At 59.3% G+C, this 20,288-nt stretch carries 17 protein-coding genes; 7 read left to right on the forward strand and 10 right to left on the reverse strand.

Annotation, left to right across the window (positions count from 1 at the left end; genetic code table 11):
• Positions 1–3 precede the first annotated feature (3 nt).
• The gene (locus BLU52_RS10965) at positions 4–855 is read right to left on the reverse strand and encodes an STAS domain-containing protein (protein ID WP_090283200.1); all 852 of its coding nucleotides are present in this window, start codon (positions 853–855) and stop codon (positions 4–6) included.
• Positions 856–1,114: 259 nt separating this feature from the next.
• Here BLU52_RS10965 and BLU52_RS10970 point away from each other — a divergent pair, with 259 nt between their 5' ends.
• Positions 1,115–1,378, forward strand: a complete 264-nt coding sequence (locus BLU52_RS10970) for a hypothetical protein (protein ID WP_090288508.1) — start codon at positions 1,115–1,117, stop codon at positions 1,376–1,378.
• 57 nt (positions 1,379–1,435) lie between these two features.
• Here the strand turns inward: BLU52_RS10970 and BLU52_RS10975 are convergent, their stop codons facing one another.
• Complete coding sequence (locus tag BLU52_RS10975) at positions 1,436–1,957, reverse strand: DUF4142 domain-containing protein (RefSeq protein ID WP_090283201.1); 522 nt, start codon at positions 1,955–1,957, stop codon at positions 1,436–1,438.
• Positions 1,958–2,160: 203 nt separating this feature from the next.
• Here BLU52_RS10975 and BLU52_RS10980 point away from each other — a divergent pair, with 203 nt between their 5' ends.
• A complete protein-coding gene (locus BLU52_RS10980) occupies positions 2,161–2,415 on the forward strand; it encodes a DUF465 domain-containing protein (RefSeq protein WP_090283202.1) in 255 nt (84 codons plus the stop codon).
• Positions 2,416–2,513: 98 nt separating this feature from the next.
• Positions 2,514–2,678 carry a hypothetical protein gene (locus BLU52_RS26795; RefSeq protein ID WP_167359893.1) on the forward strand — a complete coding sequence of 55 codons (165 nt, stop codon included), beginning with the start codon at positions 2,514–2,516 and terminating at the stop codon, positions 2,676–2,678.
• Positions 2,679–2,899: 221 nt separating this feature from the next.
• Here BLU52_RS26795 and BLU52_RS10990 read toward each other — a convergent pair whose 3' ends face one another.
• The 3 genes from BLU52_RS10990 to BLU52_RS11000 all read right to left on the reverse strand — a co-directional run bounded on the left by BLU52_RS10990 (position 2,900) and on the right by BLU52_RS11000 (position 6,093).
• Positions 2,900–3,916 carry an SMP-30/gluconolactonase/LRE family protein gene (locus BLU52_RS10990; RefSeq protein ID WP_408003558.1) on the reverse strand — a complete coding sequence of 339 codons (1,017 nt, stop codon included), beginning with the start codon at positions 3,914–3,916 and terminating at the stop codon, positions 2,900–2,902.
• A gap of 56 nt (positions 3,917–3,972) precedes the next feature.
• Positions 3,973–5,118 carry an SRPBCC family protein gene (locus BLU52_RS10995; protein ID WP_090283205.1) on the reverse strand — a complete coding sequence of 382 codons (1,146 nt, stop codon included), beginning with the start codon at positions 5,116–5,118 and terminating at the stop codon, positions 3,973–3,975.
• 111 nt (positions 5,119–5,229) lie between these two features.
• Complete coding sequence (locus tag BLU52_RS11000) at positions 5,230–6,093, reverse strand: LysR family transcriptional regulator (protein ID WP_090283206.1); 864 nt, start codon at positions 6,091–6,093, stop codon at positions 5,230–5,232.
• A gap of 405 nt (positions 6,094–6,498) precedes the next feature.
• Between BLU52_RS11000 and BLU52_RS11005 the strand changes: the two genes are divergently transcribed.
• Positions 6,499–6,975 carry an antitoxin Xre/MbcA/ParS toxin-binding domain-containing protein gene (locus BLU52_RS11005; protein ID WP_090283207.1) on the forward strand — a complete coding sequence of 159 codons (477 nt, stop codon included), beginning with the start codon at positions 6,499–6,501 and terminating at the stop codon, positions 6,973–6,975.
• Positions 6,972–7,475, forward strand: coding sequence for an RES family NAD+ phosphorylase (locus tag BLU52_RS11010; protein ID WP_090283208.1), 504 nt, complete (start codon positions 6,972–6,974; stop codon positions 7,473–7,475). The genes BLU52_RS11005 and BLU52_RS11010 overlap by 4 nt, the downstream gene beginning before the upstream one ends.
• An 88-nt stretch (positions 7,476–7,563) precedes the next feature.
• Here BLU52_RS11010 and BLU52_RS11015 read toward each other — a convergent pair whose 3' ends face one another.
• Both BLU52_RS11015 and BLU52_RS11020 read right to left on the reverse strand, forming a co-directional pair.
• Positions 7,564–7,881, reverse strand: coding sequence for an SCP2 sterol-binding domain-containing protein (locus tag BLU52_RS11015; protein WP_090283209.1), 318 nt, complete (start codon positions 7,879–7,881; stop codon positions 7,564–7,566).
• 62 nt (positions 7,882–7,943) lie between these two features.
• Positions 7,944–8,654, reverse strand: coding sequence for a histidine phosphatase family protein (locus tag BLU52_RS11020; protein WP_090283210.1), 711 nt, complete (start codon positions 8,652–8,654; stop codon positions 7,944–7,946).
• Positions 8,655–8,858: 204 nt separating this feature from the next.
• On the opposite strand from BLU52_RS11020, the gene sohB reads away from it, so the two are divergent.
• Positions 8,859–9,890, forward strand: coding sequence for a protease SohB (gene sohB, locus BLU52_RS11025; RefSeq protein WP_090283211.1), 1,032 nt, complete (start codon positions 8,859–8,861; stop codon positions 9,888–9,890).
• A gap of 69 nt (positions 9,891–9,959) precedes the next feature.
• Here the strand turns inward: sohB and BLU52_RS11030 are convergent, their stop codons facing one another.
• From BLU52_RS11030 to BLU52_RS11040, 3 genes are all read right to left on the reverse strand, one after another.
• Positions 9,960–10,454: a DUF934 domain-containing protein gene (locus BLU52_RS11030; protein ID WP_090283212.1), complete on the reverse strand. Its 495-nt coding sequence runs from the start codon at positions 10,452–10,454 to the stop codon at positions 9,960–9,962.
• On the reverse strand, positions 10,438–12,096 hold the full coding sequence (locus BLU52_RS11035) for a nitrite/sulfite reductase (RefSeq protein ID WP_090283213.1): 1,659 nt from the start codon (positions 12,094–12,096) through the stop codon (positions 10,438–10,440). The genes BLU52_RS11030 and BLU52_RS11035 overlap by 17 nt, the downstream gene beginning before the upstream one ends.
• Before the next feature lie 502 nt (positions 12,097–12,598).
• The gene (locus tag BLU52_RS11040; protein WP_090283214.1) at positions 12,599–12,817 is read right to left on the reverse strand and encodes a DUF2970 domain-containing protein; all 219 of its coding nucleotides are present in this window, start codon (positions 12,815–12,817) and stop codon (positions 12,599–12,601) included.
• A gap of 160 nt (positions 12,818–12,977) precedes the next feature.
• Between BLU52_RS11040 and BLU52_RS11045 the strand changes: the two genes are divergently transcribed.
• A complete protein-coding gene (locus BLU52_RS11045; RefSeq protein WP_090283215.1) occupies positions 12,978–20,177 on the forward strand; it encodes an NEL-type E3 ubiquitin ligase domain-containing protein in 7,200 nt (2,399 codons plus the stop codon).
• Positions 20,178–20,288: the final 111 nt, after the last annotated feature.

Below are 20,288 nucleotides of genomic sequence, written 5' to 3' on the forward strand. Positions count from 1 at the left end.
CGGTCAGAACGCTTTGCCGAGGGTGATGCCCAGGCGTGTCAGGGCCAGCTTCAATGCATCGGCCAGATTGGCTTTCGTCACCACGCCTTGCAGGTCCAGGCCCAGGTGCACGATGGTTTGTGCGATCTGCGGGCGCACGCCACTGATGATGCAGTCGGCACCCATCAGGCGAATCGCGGTGACGGTTTTCAGCAAGTGCTGGGCGACAAGGGTGTCCACAGTCGGCACGCCGGTGATGTCGATGATGGCGATTTCCGAACCGGTGTCGACGATGCGTTGCAGCAGCGATTCCATCACCACTTGGGTGCGCTGCGAGTCGAGGGTGCCGATCATCGGCAGGGCGAGAACGCCGTCCCACAACTTGACCACCGGGGTCGACAGTTCCAGCAGCTCTTCCTGCTGACGCTTGATCACTGCTTCGCGGGATTTCTGGAAGGTGCCGATGGTGTGCATGCCGACCGTGTCCATCAGTTCGGAAATTTCCAGCAATTGCTCGGCCAGCAGCGCCGGCTGATCCTGATAATGATTTTGCAGCAGGGCGAACAGCGGGCCCTTCAACGCGAAGATGAAGTTGGCGGTTTGCTGGGAATCCTGGCCGAGCAGGGCGCGGCTTTGCGAGAGCCTTTCAAGGAACTGACGGGTGTCTTCCCAGCCGGCGGCGGCGATCTTGCTGCCGTTGCCATTTTCCAGGCCGGCCAGCAGCAGGCCCAGCAAGTCGCGGGTTTGCTGTGCGATGTCATGTTCTTTGAGATTGCGCGTCGCGCCGCTGGCTTCGAGGCGTTTGGTCCATTCGTTCAACAGTTGAGTCTGGTTGTTCTTGATTGCTTCGACTGTGCTGTTCTGCAGGGCTGCCATGTGCGTGTCGCTCCGTTACGTAAGGGGCCGGCGTGGCGAAATGGCCGGCGCGAATTGACTGACATTTGCCGCTTGAAATAGTTGTTCATCCAGCGGTGAATTTTTCTGCCTGCCGCGTCGAACGCCCCGGTAACTCTAGTCGGCGTGGCAGCAGGCAACGATGTTTTGAACGAATCTACGGCGTCAGGCTTCGAATCTGCATGCCCGACGTTTTCCAGTCGTGCTGGAAGAAGGAGGCAGGACTATGAATGAGGTGGATATGAACGAGCAAGCGCCGCAAACGCAAAATCAGTCCGCGGAATCGATCAATCGCAACGACCCGGCCATCGACCCGCAAACACCAGGGCAAAATACCCCCGCGCCGGCTGAAGAAGGACAGGCGGACAGCGCTGCTGCCGAGGTCGATCAGAAGCAGCATCACAACGATAACAGCAACGACTTCAGCCCCGGCTTCAAGCCCGATCCGGACAGACCTGCGCCGGGCGAGAGCACGGATGCCGACATCGACACCGACGGGGGTTGATTGCCGCACCCAAAAAAAAGCCGCATCCATGGACGCGGCTTTTTATCGCCCGGGCGTTTATTTGCTCGGATACTTGGCTTGCAGCTCTTTGGCATGGGTCAGATGCTTCTCCAGCGCAGGGAGCATTTTTTGCGCGAAGGCCTTCAGTTCAGTCGCACCCTTGGCCTTGTCATCGGTCACGGTGTTCGCCTGTTTCTTGAACAGCTCGATGGTTTCCTGGTGCGCCATGACCTGATTGTTGGCATAGGCCGCATCGAAGGATTCGTCGCGCATGTCGAGAATCTTGGCCTTGGCCTGTTTGGTCAGGGTCGTGGTGTCAGGAACCTCGATGTCGTTGGCTTTGGCAATCGCCGCCAGCTCATCGTTGGCCTTGCTGTGATCAGTGATCATCTGGTTGGCGAAGGCTTTGATGTCTGCGGACTGACTTTTTTCCAGGGCCAGGCGACTGGTTTCGATTTCGGCGATGCCACCGGCGGCGGCGTTATCGACAAAGTCATTGTCAGTCGCGGCAAAGGCGCTGCCCATGCCGGCAGACAGTGCAACAGCCAGAGCGAGATGACGCAGGTTGAATCCGTCCATTGGGTATCTCCACGCAGGTTTTTGTGAGCGTTAACCAATGGAGCGAACACACCCGCCAAAGGTTTTATCGCATTTACGACAGGGCGACGAACGGCAACCGCTGGTCTGACAGGGTGTCGACAGACGCCTGCGGGTGAGGCCATGCTGATAACGAACCAGCGCATCGGTCGCGTTGGTTGTCGATCAATTGATGGAGGTGTTTCATGCCGGTTTCACATGATCTGTATCAGGACCTGGGTTGCAAGAAGGAAGAGATCGAGCAAAAACGCTCCGAGGATCCGAAGCTGGATTCGCTGCTCAACAAGTATTTCGATGTCGATAAAGCGGTCGTCGAGGCCGAGAACGCCCAGTCCGACGCCCCCACTGACGACGAGCTGAAAAAGCTCAAAGAGAAGCGTGTGATCGTCAAGGAACAGATCGTCGCCCAATTGGCCGGGCAACCGCTGGCGGGCCAATAAGTCGCCGACCGGCGGTCACTGACTGACCGGAACGACCCTCGGTAATGGCACCTCGAATATTCAGAGTCCTCCAAACCCGACTCTTGGCGAGGTGCCTTATGAACGACCCCAAATTTCCCAGTGAGGAGCAGGGCGGATTCGACCCGATTCCAACCCGTCCCGAACCGAACAGCCCGACGCATAACACCGCGCGTCCCGAGCAACCCGTGGAAGAATTGCCCGAGGATGAAGATCCCGAGAAGTTCGACAGATCCAGCAACTGACAACCGCTATCGCCAGCAGGCTGGCTCCCACAGTGGAATGTGTTGCCAACAGATTCTGTGGCCGACAAAGAACCTTGTGGAAGCCAGCCTGCTAGCGATGATGCAGCAGGCTGTCTCCCACAGGTTTTGTGCAGATTGCAGGATGTGTGATCAACACAGTCCCCTGTGGGAGCTAGCCTGCTAGCGATAGCGCCAGTCCGTTCAACATGGACCCAGAGGGCTCACTTCAGAGCCGCACCCAACGGCATCCGCGCCATATGCCGCGCCTTCAAAGAGCCGAAATACAACCACTCCCCATACTCGCGCACCGTGGTAATCGGCGAATAATTACCGCTGCTCGCATCCTGCAGATTGGCGATCACCTTGCCCTGCAGATCCAGCCCCAGCACAAAGCCGCGTTTCTCCACCGGTTTGGGCAGCACGGTCAGCGCCCGAACGATCATCTTGCGCACGAACGGATGCTCGGCGGTGCCATCGAGCAAGGCATTGCGCGGCGCATACAAGGCCACCCAGAAACGATTGCTGCCATTGAACGCGAGGTTATCCGGTAGCCCCGGCAAGTTGTCGATGAATACATCATGGGAGCCGGCTTGCGGTCCGCTTAGCCAATAGCGGCTGATGCGGTAGGCGCCGGTTTCGTTGACCAGCACATAGGCGTCATCCGGGCCGAGAGTCACGCCATTGGCGAACTGCAATTTGTCCAGCAACACGCTGGTCTTGCCGGTCTGAAAGTCGTAGCGCAGCAAGCGCCCGTCAGCGCCGTGCTCAATGATCGCCTCGCCGTCGTGGCCATAGCCCCAGCGGCTGGAAGCGTCGCTGAAGTAGGCGTAATGCCCGGATTTGTCGATCGCCACGTCGTCTGTGAAACCGAAGACCAGACCGTTGGCCTCGGTGCTCAATGGAATCAAGCGACCTCGCGCGTCGAGCGACAGCAACCCTTTGACCGCATCGGCGATCACCAGCAAACCGTTGGGATGCCGCGCCAGGCCCAGCGGACGTCCACCGGTGTCAGCCAGCACTTTGCGCTCCTGGCCGTCGAGGCTGGTGCGGATCAGTCGGCCGTCATGCAGGCCGGTGATGAGGTAATCGTCTTCCAGCAGTAATGCTTCCGGCCCTTCGATATCGCTCGGGCCGACCTTTACCGCGCTTTTGAGTTTCTGGTTGTCGGCGTAGATGCCTTCTTTCAGCGACGGTGCTGGCGGTGGGGTCCAGGCCAGTGGTTCGACGCGGGTCGGCATCAACAACAGAAAACCGATAACGATGACAACCAGCAATAACAATCCATGTCGTAGCTTCACGCGTGCGTCCTCGCTGAGGCCAGGTACTGTGTGGCCATGTCGCGCAACGCCAGCAATGACGCGGCGGACTCGCGCTCGATACGCCGCTTGAGCAGCAAGCGATTGGCGATGCGCAGGGCGAAACCGTCGAAACGATAATCCAGCGTACGCAGGAATCGCGTCGCGCCAGCCTCGGCGCTGCATTCATAGGTGAGGTGCAACGACAAGCCCTGATCACCCTGCGCCCGCGCGCACCAGCGGCGGCCCGGCAGGTACTCGGTGACTTCCCAGCGCAAATGGCCGCTGCGCCCGCCGGCGTTGATGTCTTCCTCGAAACGCGAACCGGCATGCAGCGGCCCTTGTGCGCCGTCGATTTTCAGTGACGAGGGATGCCACTCCGGCCAGCGACTGACGCTGGCGGCATAGGCGAGGACGGCAACAGGGTCGCCAGCAATATCGATCTGGTGCTGCATGCGGGTCATGGGCAGTCTCGAATGGCTCGGAAGGGGGGCTTCAGGTTCGCGATAAAGCGTGCCGAACAGGTAATCCATCAGCGGCACAACGATGTTGAAATTGCTTGCTTGCATGTGCTCGCGACGGTGATGCAGTTCATGCAGGCGGCGCATCTGGCGAATCCACGGCAGGCGCGCCAGTGGATGATGTGACGGCAGATGTTCGCAGGCGTGAAAAACCTCATACATCAAATAGCCGAGCACCATGCAGCCGCCGAACAGCCCGGCGACGTTGGCGTTGGTCTGTGCCAGCAACCACCACAGCGGGAGGGTGATCAGCAGCGTATGGATCACGACCAGCCACGCCGGAAACAGAATCACCCGCCAGTCGCGCGCGCTGTCGTAGCTCATGTGGCCAGGGGTGAAAAACCTGTGGTGATCGCCCGCATGGCGCGCATAGAACATCTTCGCCCAGGTCTTTTTGTGGTGGCCAAGATGACGATGAACCATGTACACACCGAAGTTGAACAACAGCAGAGTCACCGGCACCGTCAGCCATTCCAGCGGGCTGACCTGCTGCACGCCGCTCCAGAACCCGGCAATCGCCAGCACACCAAACACCAGCACAAACCCACCATGCAGCCACGGGTTGTAGCGCGGATGAACGGCCGCACGGTAGCGCTCGCGGAACATCTCGGTGGTCTGCCTCACTGCCTCACCTGCGGGTATCGTTGTGATACCCGGCAGAGTAGCCGATCCGGCCATTCGTGCAGGCTCGACCTTGATGGCAGTTGCGCCATCATCCGGTGTAAAGCGTCGGCGTCAGCTCAACGGATTCCAGCGCTGCGACCAGTCGTCATCGGTGCGGATCACTTCGCGCAGCAGGTCGAAGGCTTGCTGCAGGGTTGCCGAGTCACGGTCGCGTGAGTAGACGAGGTAGGTCGGGTAGCCGAATTCCGGGGCTTTGGTCACTGCCTCCAGCGCACCGGTTTCCAGATAGGTGCGCACCACACGGGTCCGGAAATAGCCGCTGCCGCCGTGTTCGAGGATGTATTGAAGGGCCAGCGGGCCGAGATTGAAGCTCAGCGGCGCCTTGGCTTTTTCCGGCAGCGCGGCGTCGTGCTGGCGGCGGAAGTCCGGGCCCCAGTCGATGTACACGTAGGGATCCGGACGATCGGGCGCGCGCACCAGAATCAGTTTTTCTTCCAGCACTTGCTCGACCTGCAAGCCCGGCCAGTATTCCGGTTGATAGACCAGGGCTGCGTCGAGCACGCCAAGTTCGAGCTGGCGCAGCAGGTTTTCACCGTCGCGGATTTCCATGCGCAGGGCGTGACCGGGGATCTTCTCGCGCAGTTCCGCCGCCCAACTGAGCATCAACGGGTTGCACAGGCTGACTTCGCCGCCGATGTGCAGCACGTTGTGATAGCCCTCGGGCAGCGGCAGGTCGCGGCGTGCGGCTTCCCAGGTTTGCACCAGTTGATTGGCATAGACCACGAAGGCCTCGCCGTTGGGCGTCAGCTTCGCCCCGGCGCGGTTACGCACGAACAGCGTGCTGCCGAGCTGGCTTTCCAGCTTCTGCACCCGCGCGGTGATTGCCGTCTGCGTGACAAACAGCTTCTGCGCCGCCGCGGCGAGGCTGCCATGGCGGACAATTTCCAGAAAGGTGCGAGCGAGATCGATGTCCATGGGTGGGCCGGTGTTTTCAGATGGCGCATTGTACGGACAAAAAAGCCCTCACCCTAACCCTCTCCGGAGGGAGAGGGGACTGACAGTTCCCTCTCCTGTGGGAGAGGGCCAGGGTGAGGGCAAATGCAGTCACCGCCGAGCATGGCGTTTCGTTCAGGTCCTACGGAAACGGGCCTGTTTCCAGCAGATGAGGGGATATTTCTGACGACTTTTTCAGGTTGGTTGTCGGACGCCTGGCCTATAGCATCAGTCCCGACATTGAAGTCACCGAGCGCACGATCGCTCGGAACCCAGACAAAGGACGGCACTATGCGAATTCCGCTGCTTGAAAGCCACACACCTGCTTACTCCCCTCGCCATTACTGGCGCGACGATCGCGCCAGATGCCCCTCGGAGGACGTCGCCATGCCCGCCGCCAAAGCGCCCCGGCTTACGGGTTTGAAGAAGCTCGAAGGCAAGCCCGTCGAGTTGTTGCTGCGAGGGCAGGACACAGGCGATGACCCCATGCTGATTCTGCGGTGCACGACCGAAGGGTTTGAACTGCACGATGTCATTAACATGCTCGCCTCCAGCGAGCTGTATCAGCGTGGCGATCTGGTCAAACGCATCACTGGAAGGTCGGTCAGGACCGTGCGGCGCCTGCTCAAAGAGGGAACGTCGGTGCGCCTGGACACGCCGCAGAGCATCATCGCGTACCAATACGCCGCTGCGCTGGAATTGGCCACCGAAGTGTTCGCACGCCAGGCCAAGGCCGAGTCGTGGCTGCAACAATCTGCCACTTATTTCTACGGGCATGTTCCGCTCGATCTGGTCGGACACGCATTGGGGTTCAGGATGGTCGAGGAGTATCTGAACCAGATCAAATACGGGGTTTATCAATGAATCCCTTGCCCTGGGATGAACGCTGGTACGCCTGGCGACTGGACCGCGAGATGTACAGCGATACGTGGGATCGCGGCCTGGGTTCGAATCGCCGTGGCGGCCGCTGGAATACACCCGGGCGACGCGTGGTTTATGCGTCAGTCGACCCCTCCACGGCGATCCTCGAAGTGGCCGCCCATGGCGGGTTCGATGCACTGGACGAGGAGCCTCATGTGTTGACCTGTTTTGAGGTCATCCACGAAGCCAGCGTCAGAATCGTGCAACCGGAAGAAGTGCCCAATCCGCATTGGCTGCACCCGATGAAAACCTCGCCCAATCAGCGCCGATTCGCCGACGCCTTGTTGGCCGAGCACCCGTTCGTACTGGTGCCCTCGGTGGCAACTCGCCATTCCTGGAATTTGCTGGTGAGCTGCGATCTGGCGGAGGGGCAATTCAGGATGATTTCGCAGGAACGGTTTGGTCTGGATACGCGGTTGTTGAAGGATTTGGCGGCAAGCTGACCAGACGCTCAACTGTCAGACACAAGCCGGGCGCTGAAACGACAAATCCCGCCACAAGGACGGGATTTGCAGAAAACCAAGCGGCTTCTTACGCAGGGAACAGTTCGGACAGTTTCATCGACAGCATCATGTCGCCTTCAACGCGCAGCTTGCCGCCCATGAAGGCTTGCATGCCGTCGGTTTCGCCGCTGACGATGTCTTTCAGGGTCTGGCTGTCGAGTACCAGCGTGCAGTTGGCATCCGGGTTTTCGCCTTCCTGAATGTCGCAAGTACCGTCCTTGACGATCAGTGCGTACTGCTTGTCTTCGTCGGTGATGTTGAAACCGAAGACCAGATCCAGACCGGCAGCGGCGGCTGGGTTGAACTTGGCTTGCATTGCTTTTACGGCATCAGCTACGGAGGTCATGGTTCGATCCTTTGTTAGGTAATGGTGCTGGTGTTACAGCAAGGGTCACAGTTGTCCGGTACTCAGCGGAAAGTGATGAGTTCCGGTGCCTTCAGCAGTTGCAGATGTGCATGACTGTTGAAGGAAGCCAGGGCCACCTCACGACCGCGGAATTTCAGCTGGTTGAGCGAGGTGTTGACGATTTGCCAGTTCAGTTCAAAGGCCTGTTTCGCAGGCATTTGCGTAATGAGGTGGAGCAGGGCAGTAATGGTGCCGCCGGAAGTGAACACGGCGATGGTCTGGTGCTTTTGAGCCAGATCGAGAATCCGGTGGAGCCCGGCGCGTACGCGTTCGACGAAGCCCTGCCAGCTTTCAAGGCCAGGGGTGTCGTAGGTGCCGGCCAGCCAGCGCTCGATGATCAGGGCGAAAATACGCTGGAACTCGCCACGGTTTTGCGCGGCGTTGCGCAGGATGTCGAGCGCTTCGGGTTCTTCCGGCAACATCGCCGGGAGCAGGGCGCGGATCACCGCGTCGGCATCGAATTCGTTGAACGCGGAGTCGGTTTCGAGGATCGGCACCGACAGGCCTTTGGCGCTGAATTGCTCCAGTGCACTAGTGGCGGTGTGTTGCTGGCGACGCAGGTCACCGGCGAGGCAGCGATCGAAGCGAATGCCCAGTTCAGCGAGATGCTGACCGAGGATTTCAGCCTGGCGCACGCCGGTCGGCGACAGCACGTCATAGTCGTCTGCACCGAAGGAGGCCTGGCCATGTCGAATCAAGTAGATGCTGCCCACGTCCGCGTCTTCCCGGTACGTTGAAGGTTTGGCGAGGTTATGGGGATGGCGGTTAGCTGTCAATGAAAAAACATACGCTTGTTTGAAATGCCCGTTACAGGGGTGTTGCCGAAGGTTTCACGACTGGTCGACAAGGCGGCGCATGGGTATGCTGGGGCCATCCCGCGTGTGCCGTAAAACCACGCACTGTTCTAAGGAGTCTCTGTGGAGTTTTTCACCGAATACGCCAGCTTCCTGGCCAAGACTGTCACGCTGGTGATCGCCATTCTGGTGGTGCTGGCCAGTTTTGCTGCATTGCGCAGCAAGGGCCGGCGCAAGTCGGCGGGGCAATTGCAGGTCAGCAAGCTCAACGATTTCTATAAAGGTCTGCGTGAGCGTCTGGAGCAGACGCTGCTCGACAAGGATCAGTTCAAGGCGCTGCGCAAGAGCGAGGCGAAATCCGAGAAAGGCGAGAAGAAACAAAAGAACAAACCCGAGAAAAAATCGCGGGTGTTCGTGCTGGATTTCGATGGCGACATCAAGGCCTCGGCCACCGAAAGCCTGCGCCACGAGATTACCGCGTTGCTGACCCTTGCCACGCCCAAGGATGAAGTCGTGCTGCGCCTGGAAAGTGGCGGCGGCATGGTGCACAGCTACGGTCTGGCCTCCTCGCAACTGGCGCGTATCCGTGAGGCCGGCGTGCCGTTGACCGTGTGCATCGACAAGGTCGCGGCCAGCGGCGGCTACATGATGGCCTGCATCGGCGAGAAGATCATCAGCGCGCCGTTCGCGATTCTCGGCTCGATCGGGGTGGTTGCGCAGTTGCCCAACGTCAATCGCCTGCTCAAGAAGCACGATATCGACTTCGAAGTGCTGACTGCCGGTGAGTACAAGCGCACCCTGACCGTGTTTGGCGAAAACACCGAAAAGGGCCGGGAGAAGTTTCAGGAAGACCTGGATATCACCCATCAATTGTTCAAGAACTTCGTCGCCCGCTATCGCCCACAACTGGCGATCGATGACGTGGCAACCGGTGAAGTCTGGCTCGGCATCGCGGCACTGGACAAGCAACTGGTCGATGAACTGAAGACCAGCGACGAATACCTGGCAGACCGAGCGAAAAAAGCCGAGGTCTATCACCTGCACTACGCCGAGCGTAAAAGCCTGCAGGAGCGTATCGGTATGGCCGCGAGCGGTTCAGTCGATCGCGTGCTGTTGAGCTGGTGGAGCCGCCTCACGCAGCAACGTTTCTGGTAATCCAGCAGGCATAAAAAAACGCCGGTCACATGACCGGCGTTTTTATGTCCGCAGCAAAACCCCTGAGGCTTAACGGCGACGGAACAGCGGCAGCGGTTCGTCAGTCGCGGCCTGGTAGGTCACCGAGAAGTCCTTGAGACCTTCCAGCGCTTCGTACGGATCTTTGTCGGCGCGAATGGCAAAGGCGTCGAAACCGCAGCGATGCATGTAGAACAGTTGATCGCGCAGCACGTCGCCAATCGCACGCAATTCACCTTTGAAACCATAGCGATCCCGCAGCAGACGCGCATTGGAATAGCTGCGGCCGTCGGTGAAAGCCGGGAAGTTCAGGGCAATCACCTGGAATTCATTGACCACTTCACCGATCTCTTCGGCTTCTTCGTCGGCGTCCAGCCAGACGCCCAGACCGCCGTCGCGAGCCTTGAGCATGCGGCTGTGCTCGCGCCACAGTTGCAGTGGAACGATCAGATCGTCGCAATTGCTGATCTCGTCGATGTTGAAATCCTTGGGCAGCAGGTGCCAGGTTTCGTCGACGACTTCGTTGTTCTTAATGATTCGCTGCATAGACGCGTTCCTTGAAGAGGTCGATGCCAATACGCTGATAGGTGTCGATAAAGCGCTCGTCTTCGGTGCGTTGTTCAACGTACACGTCGATCAGTTTAGAGATCACGTCAGGCATGGCATCCTGAGCGAAGGACGGGCCGAGGATCTTGCCCAGGCTCGCGTCACGGCTGGCGCTGCCACCGAGAGAAACCTGATAGAACTCTTCGCCTTTCTTGTCCACGCCGAGGATGCCGATGTGGCCGACGTGGTGGTGACCACAAGCGTTCATGCAACCGGAGATGTTCAGGTCCAGCTCACCGATATCGAACAGGTAGTCGAGATCGTCGAAACGACGCTGGATCGATTCGGCGATCGGGATCGACTTGGCGTTGGCCAGCGAACAGAAATCACCGCCAGGGCAGCAGATGATGTCGGTCAGCAAACCGATGTTCGGCGTGGCGAAACCTTGTTCGCGCAATTCGCCCCACAGGGTGAACAACTGGCTCTGCTCGACATCGGCAAGAATGATGTTCTGCTCGTGGGAGGTGCGCAATTGACCGAAGCTGTAGCGCTCGGCCAGGTCGGCGACGGCATCGAGCTGCTTGTCGGTGATGTCGCCCGGCGCCACGCCGGTCGGCTTCAGCGACAGGGTCACGGCGACATAGCCCGGTTTCTTGTGCGTCAGGGTGTTGCGGCTGCGCCAGCGGGCGAAACCTGGATGCTCTTTGTCCAGATCAGCCAGTTGTGCGGTCTGGTTGTCGAGCGCCTTGTAGTCCGGATCGACGAAGTGCTTGGCGACACGCTGCAGTTCAGCTTCGGTCAACGTGGTCTGGCCACCACGCAGGTGCTCCATTTCCGCATCGACTTTCTGCGCGAACACTTCAGGCGTGAGCGCCTTGACGAGGATCTTGATCCGCGCCTTGTACTTGTTGTCGCGACGGCCGTAGCGGTTGTAGACCCGCAGGATGGCGTCGAGATAGCTCAACAGATCCTGCCACGGCAGGAACTCGTTGATGAAGGCGCCAACCACCGGCGTACGACCGAGGCCACCGCCGACCAGCACGCGGAAGCCCAGTTCGCCGGCGGCGTTGTACACCGGCTCGAGGCCGATGTCGTGGACTTCAATGGCGGCACGGTCAGTGGTTGAACCATTGACGGCAATCTTGAATTTGCGCGGCAGGTAAGCGAATTCAGGGTGGAACGTGGTCCACTGCCGAACGATTTCGCACCATGGACGCGGGTCGATCACTTCATCAGCGGCGACACCGGCGAACTGGTCGGTGGTGACGTTGCGCAGGCAGTTGCCGCTGGTCTGGATGGCGTGCATCTGCACGGTGGCCAGTTCAGCCAGAATGTCCGGAATGTCTTCCACCGCCGGCCAGTTGAACTGCACGTTCTGCCGCGTACTGATGTGGGCGTAGCCCTTGTCGTAGTCGCGGGCAATTTTGGCCATCATGCGCACCTGACGCGAGGTCAGTTGGCCGTACGGCACGGCGACGCGCAACATCGGCGCGAAACGCTGGATGTACAGGCCATTTTGCAGGCGCAGGGGGCGGAATTCTTCTTCGCTCAGCTCACCTGCCAGATAGCGTCGGGTCTGATCACGGAACTGCTTGACGCGGTCCTCGATGATCCGCTGATCGTACTCGTCGTATACGTACATATAAGTCCTGTTCTCAGGCTTTGGGCTACTCGGAAAACGCTGCGTTTTCGCTTGCTGGAGTCCGATTGTGCCTCTGCAATTCTGCGCGCACGGCCGCGCACTCCCTGACGGAGCCGGGGCAATATACCCGTTTGCAGTTATGCGCAAAAGTGATGTTTGAGTATATGTAAAGAACCAAATCGCCTAACGAGAATCGCTGTCAGCTAATCCACATTTGTCGTGCGGACAATCTTCGTCTTAACTGTGGTCGAGTCTTTCTGCAATCACCGACAAAACCGACAAGAGGCGATGCAATGAGCAATCCGACCAAGGCAAGAAAGAGCGACAGCAGTGTCGATGCGTGGGCCATCCTGTTCCTGATCATTCTCGTGGTAGGGGCAGCGGTATTCTGGGTCAGCCATCAGTAAGTGAAATTCCGGGCCTGACCGCATGCCTGTAACAGGTGGTTCGCCAGTTTCAAGGCTCGATCGTTCTGTCACGGCCCGGATTTTTCATGCAGGCCTCAAACCCCGGCCAGATGCAACACCAGTTTGACAATGGCAAACAGCGTCAAACCGAACAGGGCTGTGAATAAAACCCCTAGAATGACGAAATGGCTAGGCTTGCCGTGGGTGAAATCCCTTTCGCGGTTCTTGCCGCTCTGCACACCGAACGCAGCGGCCATGACGCTATGCAGCATCTGCCACAGGGTCGGCGGTTTGTTGTCGCTTGGATCGTCCATATATCCCTCTGCACGAAGTCGTTCGTGGTCAGCATAGTCAATTAACCGCCTGTCAGCGGTCCGAACACGACGTAACAACTCTCTCGCTATCCGATAACTATGTACGGCCGGACGGGACGGTGCGGATGATGTGCTGCCGCTTCATCTACAGGAGCGATGTATGTCACCCGATTTCCCCCTATCCCGAACCGCGCAAGTCATGGTCAAACCTCTGGCAACGGAAAGTCTGCATGCGCCGTTGCTCGAAGCCGCGTTGCCGCAATGGCTGATTGATGCTCCCGCGCACAGAAGAGCTGAAGTCAAGCGGGCCACCAGCACTATCCCCGACTGGTACACAAAGGCGTCACCGGCGCAACGCGACGTATTGCACAAACGCTTCAACCACAGTTTCCAGGCGCAGGTGCAACTGGATAAAACGATGTCGTCGTTCAAGGACATCGACGCATTTGCCAGGCCTTTGTTGCTGGAAGCGTTGAAAAGCCGCTTTCAAGTGCAAGTGGATGTCGACAAGACGCTGTTGTGTTTGAAGCGACCCGTTCTGTTGACTCTTGCTCGCGTGGAAGTCGGCACGTTCGAGGTGCTGACATTGCCCATGCTGCAGGCGGCGCTGCACAACTTTGAAAGTGAGGAATGCAAGTACGGAGCCTTTCACAACAGCTCAACCTTCGCGGTTGAAACCGGCACGCCCGGCAACTACAGGGCAGTACCGGTCAATGTCTCGGTGAGGAACTTTCTCAGCCTGTGCCGGGAGCTGGACATCGGGGCAAAGTATCAAGCCTATCTGACTTCTTTTTTCCATCCCGCCAACCCAGACGCAGAGGCAAAGCTGCGCCGCCATTTCATTCTTGCTCAGAAAACCGCTCTGCACGCGGCGGCCGAACAAGCGTTGTTGACAAAGGACATCCGCCGGCAGGATTACGCGATGATTCTTTCGGTACTCAACGGCAATAGAAATCCCAGACTGGACAACAAGATAGTCTCATTCCAGGACTTGAGTCTGATGCGCTACAGGCTGGTTGGCTGCATTGTCTTTGTGATGTATGACAAATTCCCATCGTTTGATGAGGTGATTCTGTATGTGCCCAACGACCCCGAACATCCGCTCAAGCGCTATACCGGCACGCAGATGCAAGACACCTTGAAACGGCTGTTTTCTGCTCGGGATCCACAGCAGCCGCAGAGTACCGCACCGACAGCCTATCAACAGTTTTTCAGTCAGTTCTTACCTTATAAAAGGCGCGCCGAATATTTCAGCCAGTTCGTCAAGCCCGCCCATCCCGCGTCCGATTGGCTGTGGTCGGCATGGCTTACGATCGGGCAAGCAGTGACGGGCGTCAGCGCGTGGGAGTTGCCTCCCCAGGTACCGAAGATGATTGCGGATACCGACCCATTCGTGGCGGCCAAACCGCTTCCGGACCGGGAGGCCTACATAAACGGCAGAAACCAGGACCTCTGGACTTATCTCTACGAAAAACACCGCGACAAGCTCTTCGATGATGCCCGCAGTCACGCGGTGCCAACCGCGGACGTCGATGCCAAGGCACGCGATGCCAAACTCGCTGCGCTGCTGCAGTTCGGTCTGTTGGCCCTGAACGTCGTATCAATGTTCGTTCCCGTGCTGGGTGACGTCATGATGGTGGTCATGGCGGGTCAGTTGTTGTTTGAAACCATTGAAGGCGTCGTCGAGTGGAGCGAAGGCGACAAGCATGCGGCCAAGGCCCATTTGGTCGATGTTGCCGAAAACCTTGCCCTGATGGGCGCGATGGCATCTGCGGGTGCGGGCTTCAGCCGGCTGACGGCGGTCAAGCCTGAGCCGGTCATCGAGAGCCTCCACCCGGTGACGTTGCCCAACGGAAAAACTCGCCTGTGGAAACCCGCCTACAGCGGTTACGAACAGGACGTCACGTTGGGCGCCTTATCCGAACCCAATGCGCTGGCGCAGTATTCGCTCGACGGCAAAATGTATATCCGTCGAGACGGCAAAATCTACGAGCTGGTCAAGGATGAGACGACTGCGCAATGGCTGCTCAAACATCCCACCGATCCCGATGCCTACCGGCCAGTCCTTGTGCATAACGGCCACGGAGCCTGGCGCCTGGCACTGGAACAACCCATGACCTGGGGGCGTCTGGATCTGTTACGACGCATGGGGCCGGTAACCGACGGTTTTTCCGATGATTCCCTGCTGATGCTGGCCGATGTCTGCGGTGTCAGTGACAACACGTTGCGCAAGATGCACATGGACCATCTGCCGCCGCCTCCCGAATTGCGCGACGCCACCAATTTGTTCGAGGCGGACGCCGGTGCGCGGCAGATGATCGAGCAATTGCGCGGCGCAAGAGCGATCGATGATCGGTTTCTGTACGCATTGCCATTGATCCCCGAAATGCCTGGCTGGCCTACCGGTCGAGTGCTGGAGATCGTTACCGGGTCGGAGAGCGCGGGACGGTCGATCCGCTATGGGGCGCAAAATTCGGGTGGGGTAGTTGGCCAAGAATCCTTGATACGTCTCAATCGTGAACAAGTCATGAACGGCGAGATGCCGGCACGAATCCTGGCAGCGCTGGAGGAAAACGAAATCGTTCATCTGTTGGGCAGCAGAGGCGCACAGCACCGGCCCGCCAGGCCGGACGAGTTCATGCAGCGGCTCGCCGAGTATGCGTACACGCGCCAGGCGGCCGTTTTTGACAGCCTCTACAGCGGCAGCCAACCGCTGAGCCGGCGTGCGCGCATTCTGCAGCGTGAGTGCCCCGGTCTTGGTCAGGCAGCTGCGCAGGATGTACTTGATCATGCAACGTCGGCCCAACTGAGCTGCATGGATGCAACCGGGCGTTCGCCTCTCAAACTGCTCGAAGAGGCCCGCTGGCATGCTCGGCAGGGGCGCCAGATCCGCGCCTTTGCCGGGTTGCACAGTGAAAATCTTGCCTCGGCAGCGAGTCGGCGGCTGGCCTTGTTTGCACTCGAGCAATTGCCGGAATGGACGTCGACGTTGCGTCTGGAGATCCGCGAAGGCAGCACCGCTGGCGCGTTGCTCGACAGCCTCGGCGAACCGACAGCCCCGGTTAACCGCTATCTGGTGAAGAACGGGCCTTTTTATCAGGCATTAGATGAGCGTGGAGTAGCGCTCAACCGGTTGCAGAGAACGGACGACAGCTTTTACCGTTCGCTTATGTACGCCTTGCCCGATGACCTGCGTGCGACGTTGGGGCTGCGTGACGTTAACAGCGGCAGCGAACTGCAACACCGGGTCATCGAGTCAGCGCTTGTTCATCGACGTGAAGCTGCGCGCGTGCTTGAACCCAAAGCCAAATGGTTCAAACCGCCGGTGCGGGTCGCTGCGAGGTTGCTTGGCTATTATGCAAGTGGGCGGGGCAGGGGGTTCAATCGGTCGCTGCAGTCGCGAGTCACGCAGTTGTATCCCCAACCGCAGCAGGCCGATGCGTTCTTCGCCCAGCAACGAGGCCGTAACGACGTGCAGATCTACGCTGAGTTGCAAACGCGTCAGCAGGATTGGGACACCCTGAACACCACTCTCGATGAGTGGCAGGCAGGCCCGACCGACAGCCAGACTGCACAGCGCCGCACGCACGTGGCTCAGGCGTTGCGAGATGCCTGGCGCAATGCACCCCTGGCCGGACAGGTTGCCGAGACCGCGCGGCTGTCATTGGTTTTCGACACGCCGCTGCCGGTGTTGAACACACGCTTTGCCCATGTCCGTGAACTGTCGGTGACCGGCATCGGCGTAATGGACGCCAACGCTGACGGCTTCCTGGCGGCTTTCCCCAATCTCACCGATTTGTCGATTGGCGAGCCGGGGCCGGTTTATCACCGCCGATCCATGGCTCGGCCGCTGACGACACTGCCACCCGCCGTCGGACGATTGTCTCGACTGACCCACCTGCGATTCTCCACCGATGCGCCTTTTCTGGCGCCGACCCTTGCGCCAAGGCTCAGGACGCTCACGTCGCTGGAAACGCTGCACATTGACTATTCGGGAACCGACGAAACCACACTCCACGGGCTCGATCTGGAACCGTTGACGCAACTGCGCACTTTACGCATAGACGCGCCGCGCGCCTTGTGGCGATGGCCTGCCTACGTCGAACGGCTTGGGCGGCTTGGGCGTCTGGATTTGACCAACACACTGATCGAAACCTTGCCGGAGTCGCTTTATCACGGGCATGAACAACTCTGGGCCGGGCTGTCGCTGGATTGGTCGCGGGTCACCCCGGCCACCTTCAGGCGCGCTTACGATTATGTCAGCCAATATTCCGGTCCTTTTGGTCATCTGCTTGATGTGCATCAGATGGTCCGTGAGTTCTGCGCTGCGGAGCTGGACGCCATGGCGATCAGGCCAGGCGTGGCCGATCCTTTGGCCGAGGCCTTTTACGGCGCCTGGGCTACACCCGAAACCCGGATTGAAGCGATTGAAGATCTTCGGGCCGAACACGAAGCGGTATTCGCTCAGTTCTACGCCCCCGCCCTGCGCCACGGAACACGCTATGCGGCCCTCCAACGGCGTTGGTCGACAGGGCGCAACGCCGACATGCTCAATGCGCTGAGAGTCAGTTGGCATGGCATGATTCACCGGCGCTACGGTCTTGCGTCCAGCGTCGAGACGTTTGAGTTGCCTGGGGCGCAAACGCCGCTCGCCTTGTCAGCGCACGCCGAATGGCTCACCGAGCTGCCGTCGCTGCCGACCGGCAGTTTTGCGCACGTGCGTACATTGCGTCTGGCGCGGCTGGATGTGCCGCTCGAACAGGCGCGCAGCTTTCTCCGGGCGTTCAGTCAGGTTGAAAGCCTTGAAATCACGGGGGCAACCTTTACCGAACTGCCCTTTACCGCAGACGCGTTGCCAGCGTTGACTCACCTCGATGTCTCAGGCAACAGGATCGCGGTAACGCCGCTCGTGCAGCGGCAGCTCAATGGATGGCAGCGTCTGAGGCGGTTGAATCTCAGTCATAACCCGCTTCATACCGTCGATGTCGGCGCGTTGAGTCGCTTGCGCGCCTTGAATCTGCGGTCAACCTCACTGCAAGCATGGCCCGGCGGCGCGGAACACCTGCGACGATTGACCTGGCTCGATTTACGCGACAATCGTATCGCGTCATTGCCGCCGCCAGTGCTGTCCCACCCCGACGTACTGATGCGAACCAATCTGACCGGTAATCTTTTCAGCCTGGACGGCGAAGCCGGATTCAATGCGGCGCTGCAGCGCGTCGAACAGCAAAGAGGGCTGCAGCCAGGCACGTTGCGTCGCTTCGCGGCGGAACCGGTGCCGCAACAATTTCCTCCGGCGCAAACGGGTTGGTCATTTATCGATTTGCTGCTGCCGCTTCCAGAGCCGGTGACAATATTGCCCGGTGACGCTGTGGGTTCGGCTCACCTGCAACGCCTGAGCGCGATCATGCCCCCCGCACGGGCTGAGCCCTGCGTGAACAACTGGCGGGCGAGTGGATGGAGTGAGGCGCGCATCGAAGCGCAAATCAGCGTCTGGCATCGGTCCTGTGAGGATTTGGTCCGCCAGTTAAATGACTGGCTGTACATCCGCGAGATACGTACGAACCTGCTGCAGATCAACGCACAGAACCGTTCATTTGCGGCGCGAAGCATCCGCAATGCATGGCTCGACGGACTCACGGAAAACCTTGGCAGGCCGGGGTTGGAACTTGGATTCGAGGGGCAGCAGACAGGTGATTTGCCGGCGCTGGCTGTGCAGCTTCCGGCGGTGACATCGCTGGATCTGAACGGGGTGGGCATGACCGTGCAGGGTTCCGACGGTTTTCTCAATGCCTTTCCCTTTCTCGATACTTTGTATATCGGTAGCAATGAACTGACGTCTTTGCCTGCCCCGGTGTTGCGGATGCGTCATCTGGAGCGCCTGGACATGCAGTATTGCGGTCTCCAGAGCGCGACGAGCCTTTATCCGCTGGTTTTCCGTGCACGTCTTCGCCGGCTGGATATTGGCTACAACGAAATCCGCGTATTCAACCCTTCCGACTTTGGCGCCATCGAGAATCTGGACCTGCGTTACAACCGCCTGACCGAATGGCCTGTCGGCGTGTTACAGGCACCGCGGTTGCGCCATCTGAACCTGAGCGGCAACGAGATCGTCGACATCCCGGCTGATCTGTTCAATGGCTCGCACGAGTCTTTGATTCACGGGACCGACTTGTCCGAGAACCAGCGCCTGTCGCTTGCAGCGTTGCAGGATTTGCGCCGCTACGCCCGCGAACATTCATCGACTCACGCGCTGGGAATATCACGTAGGAACATCGACACCCTGATTGATGCACATATTTTGCCTGGCCCAGTCGCTGCCGCCGCGCCCAGCGGTGACAGCAGTGGAGCCGGTGCCGTCGCTCTCGACCCGTATGCAGTCGTAAAACCTGCGGAAGTCGTCCTTGATCCAGCTCTCGACGTTGCGCCGAGGTCGCTGCAACCCTGGCTGGCGAACAGCAGCCCGGAACTGGTGGCACAACGAAGGACAGCTTGGGCGCAGTTGGCTCGGGAACCGAATCATCAGCGGTTTTTCCAGTTGCTGCGGCTGTTGCGCGACACCGAGGACTTCAGGTTGATACCGGCAGATCTCACCCAGAGAATGTGGGACGTCGTCCAGGCCGCCACGGAAAATACCGAGTTGCGAGAATTGTTGTTCGCGGGGGCTGAAACCCATGGCACATGTCCGGATGGGCGGATTCTGACCTTCAGTGATATGGAAGTGCGCGTTTCGGTGTATCGCACCTTGCACGACATTCCCTTGAACAGAATCGCGCTGCGGGGCCGGGCACTGTTGCGTCTTTCCCGACAGTTGTTTCGTCTGGAGCGGGTGGAAGTGCTCGCCGAAGCCGCAGCACAAGGCATGGACCGCGCCGAGGTACGCCTGAAATACCGCATCCGTTTGACCCGTGGCTGGGGCGACGGTATCGAACTGCCCGGTCAACCGGCCTACATGCTTTACGACGCCCCCCTGAGCGATGAACAGATCCCGCACATCCGGGCTTCAATCCTGCAAGCGGAGCAGACGGACGCCCTACCGGCGAGCATGATCGAGCGCGATTACTGGAGCGCTTATCTGCAAGAGCGCTACTCGCAAGAGATCCGCGCAATCGACGACGAAATCGATGCACTGCGTGAGCAACTCTGGACTGTGCTGGATGATCGGCTCGCGCGGGGTGAGATCGATGCGCAACAGTACGATCAGGAACTCGAGGATATAGGCAGGACCATGGAGGCGCAGCGCCGACAGAAGCTCATCACACTGACGCGCCGGGAGATTATTGATCTGCAGAGTTATGCCGGTGAGTCCGAGCTCCCCGGTCGTCTGTCGCCGACGCCCGGGCCGTCACGGCGACCGTAAAAGGTGCATCGAGTGACGGTCAGGTGCCAGGGGCTGGTGACGTATCCGGTTACTCATCCCCGGTCATGCAATATCTAGGTACCGCAGACGCAATGGCCCGACGTGGTCTGC

It is taken from the genome of Pseudomonas granadensis, assembly GCF_900105485.1.
GTDB classification, from domain to species: domain Bacteria; phylum Pseudomonadota; class Gammaproteobacteria; order Pseudomonadales; family Pseudomonadaceae; genus Aquipseudomonas; species Aquipseudomonas granadensis.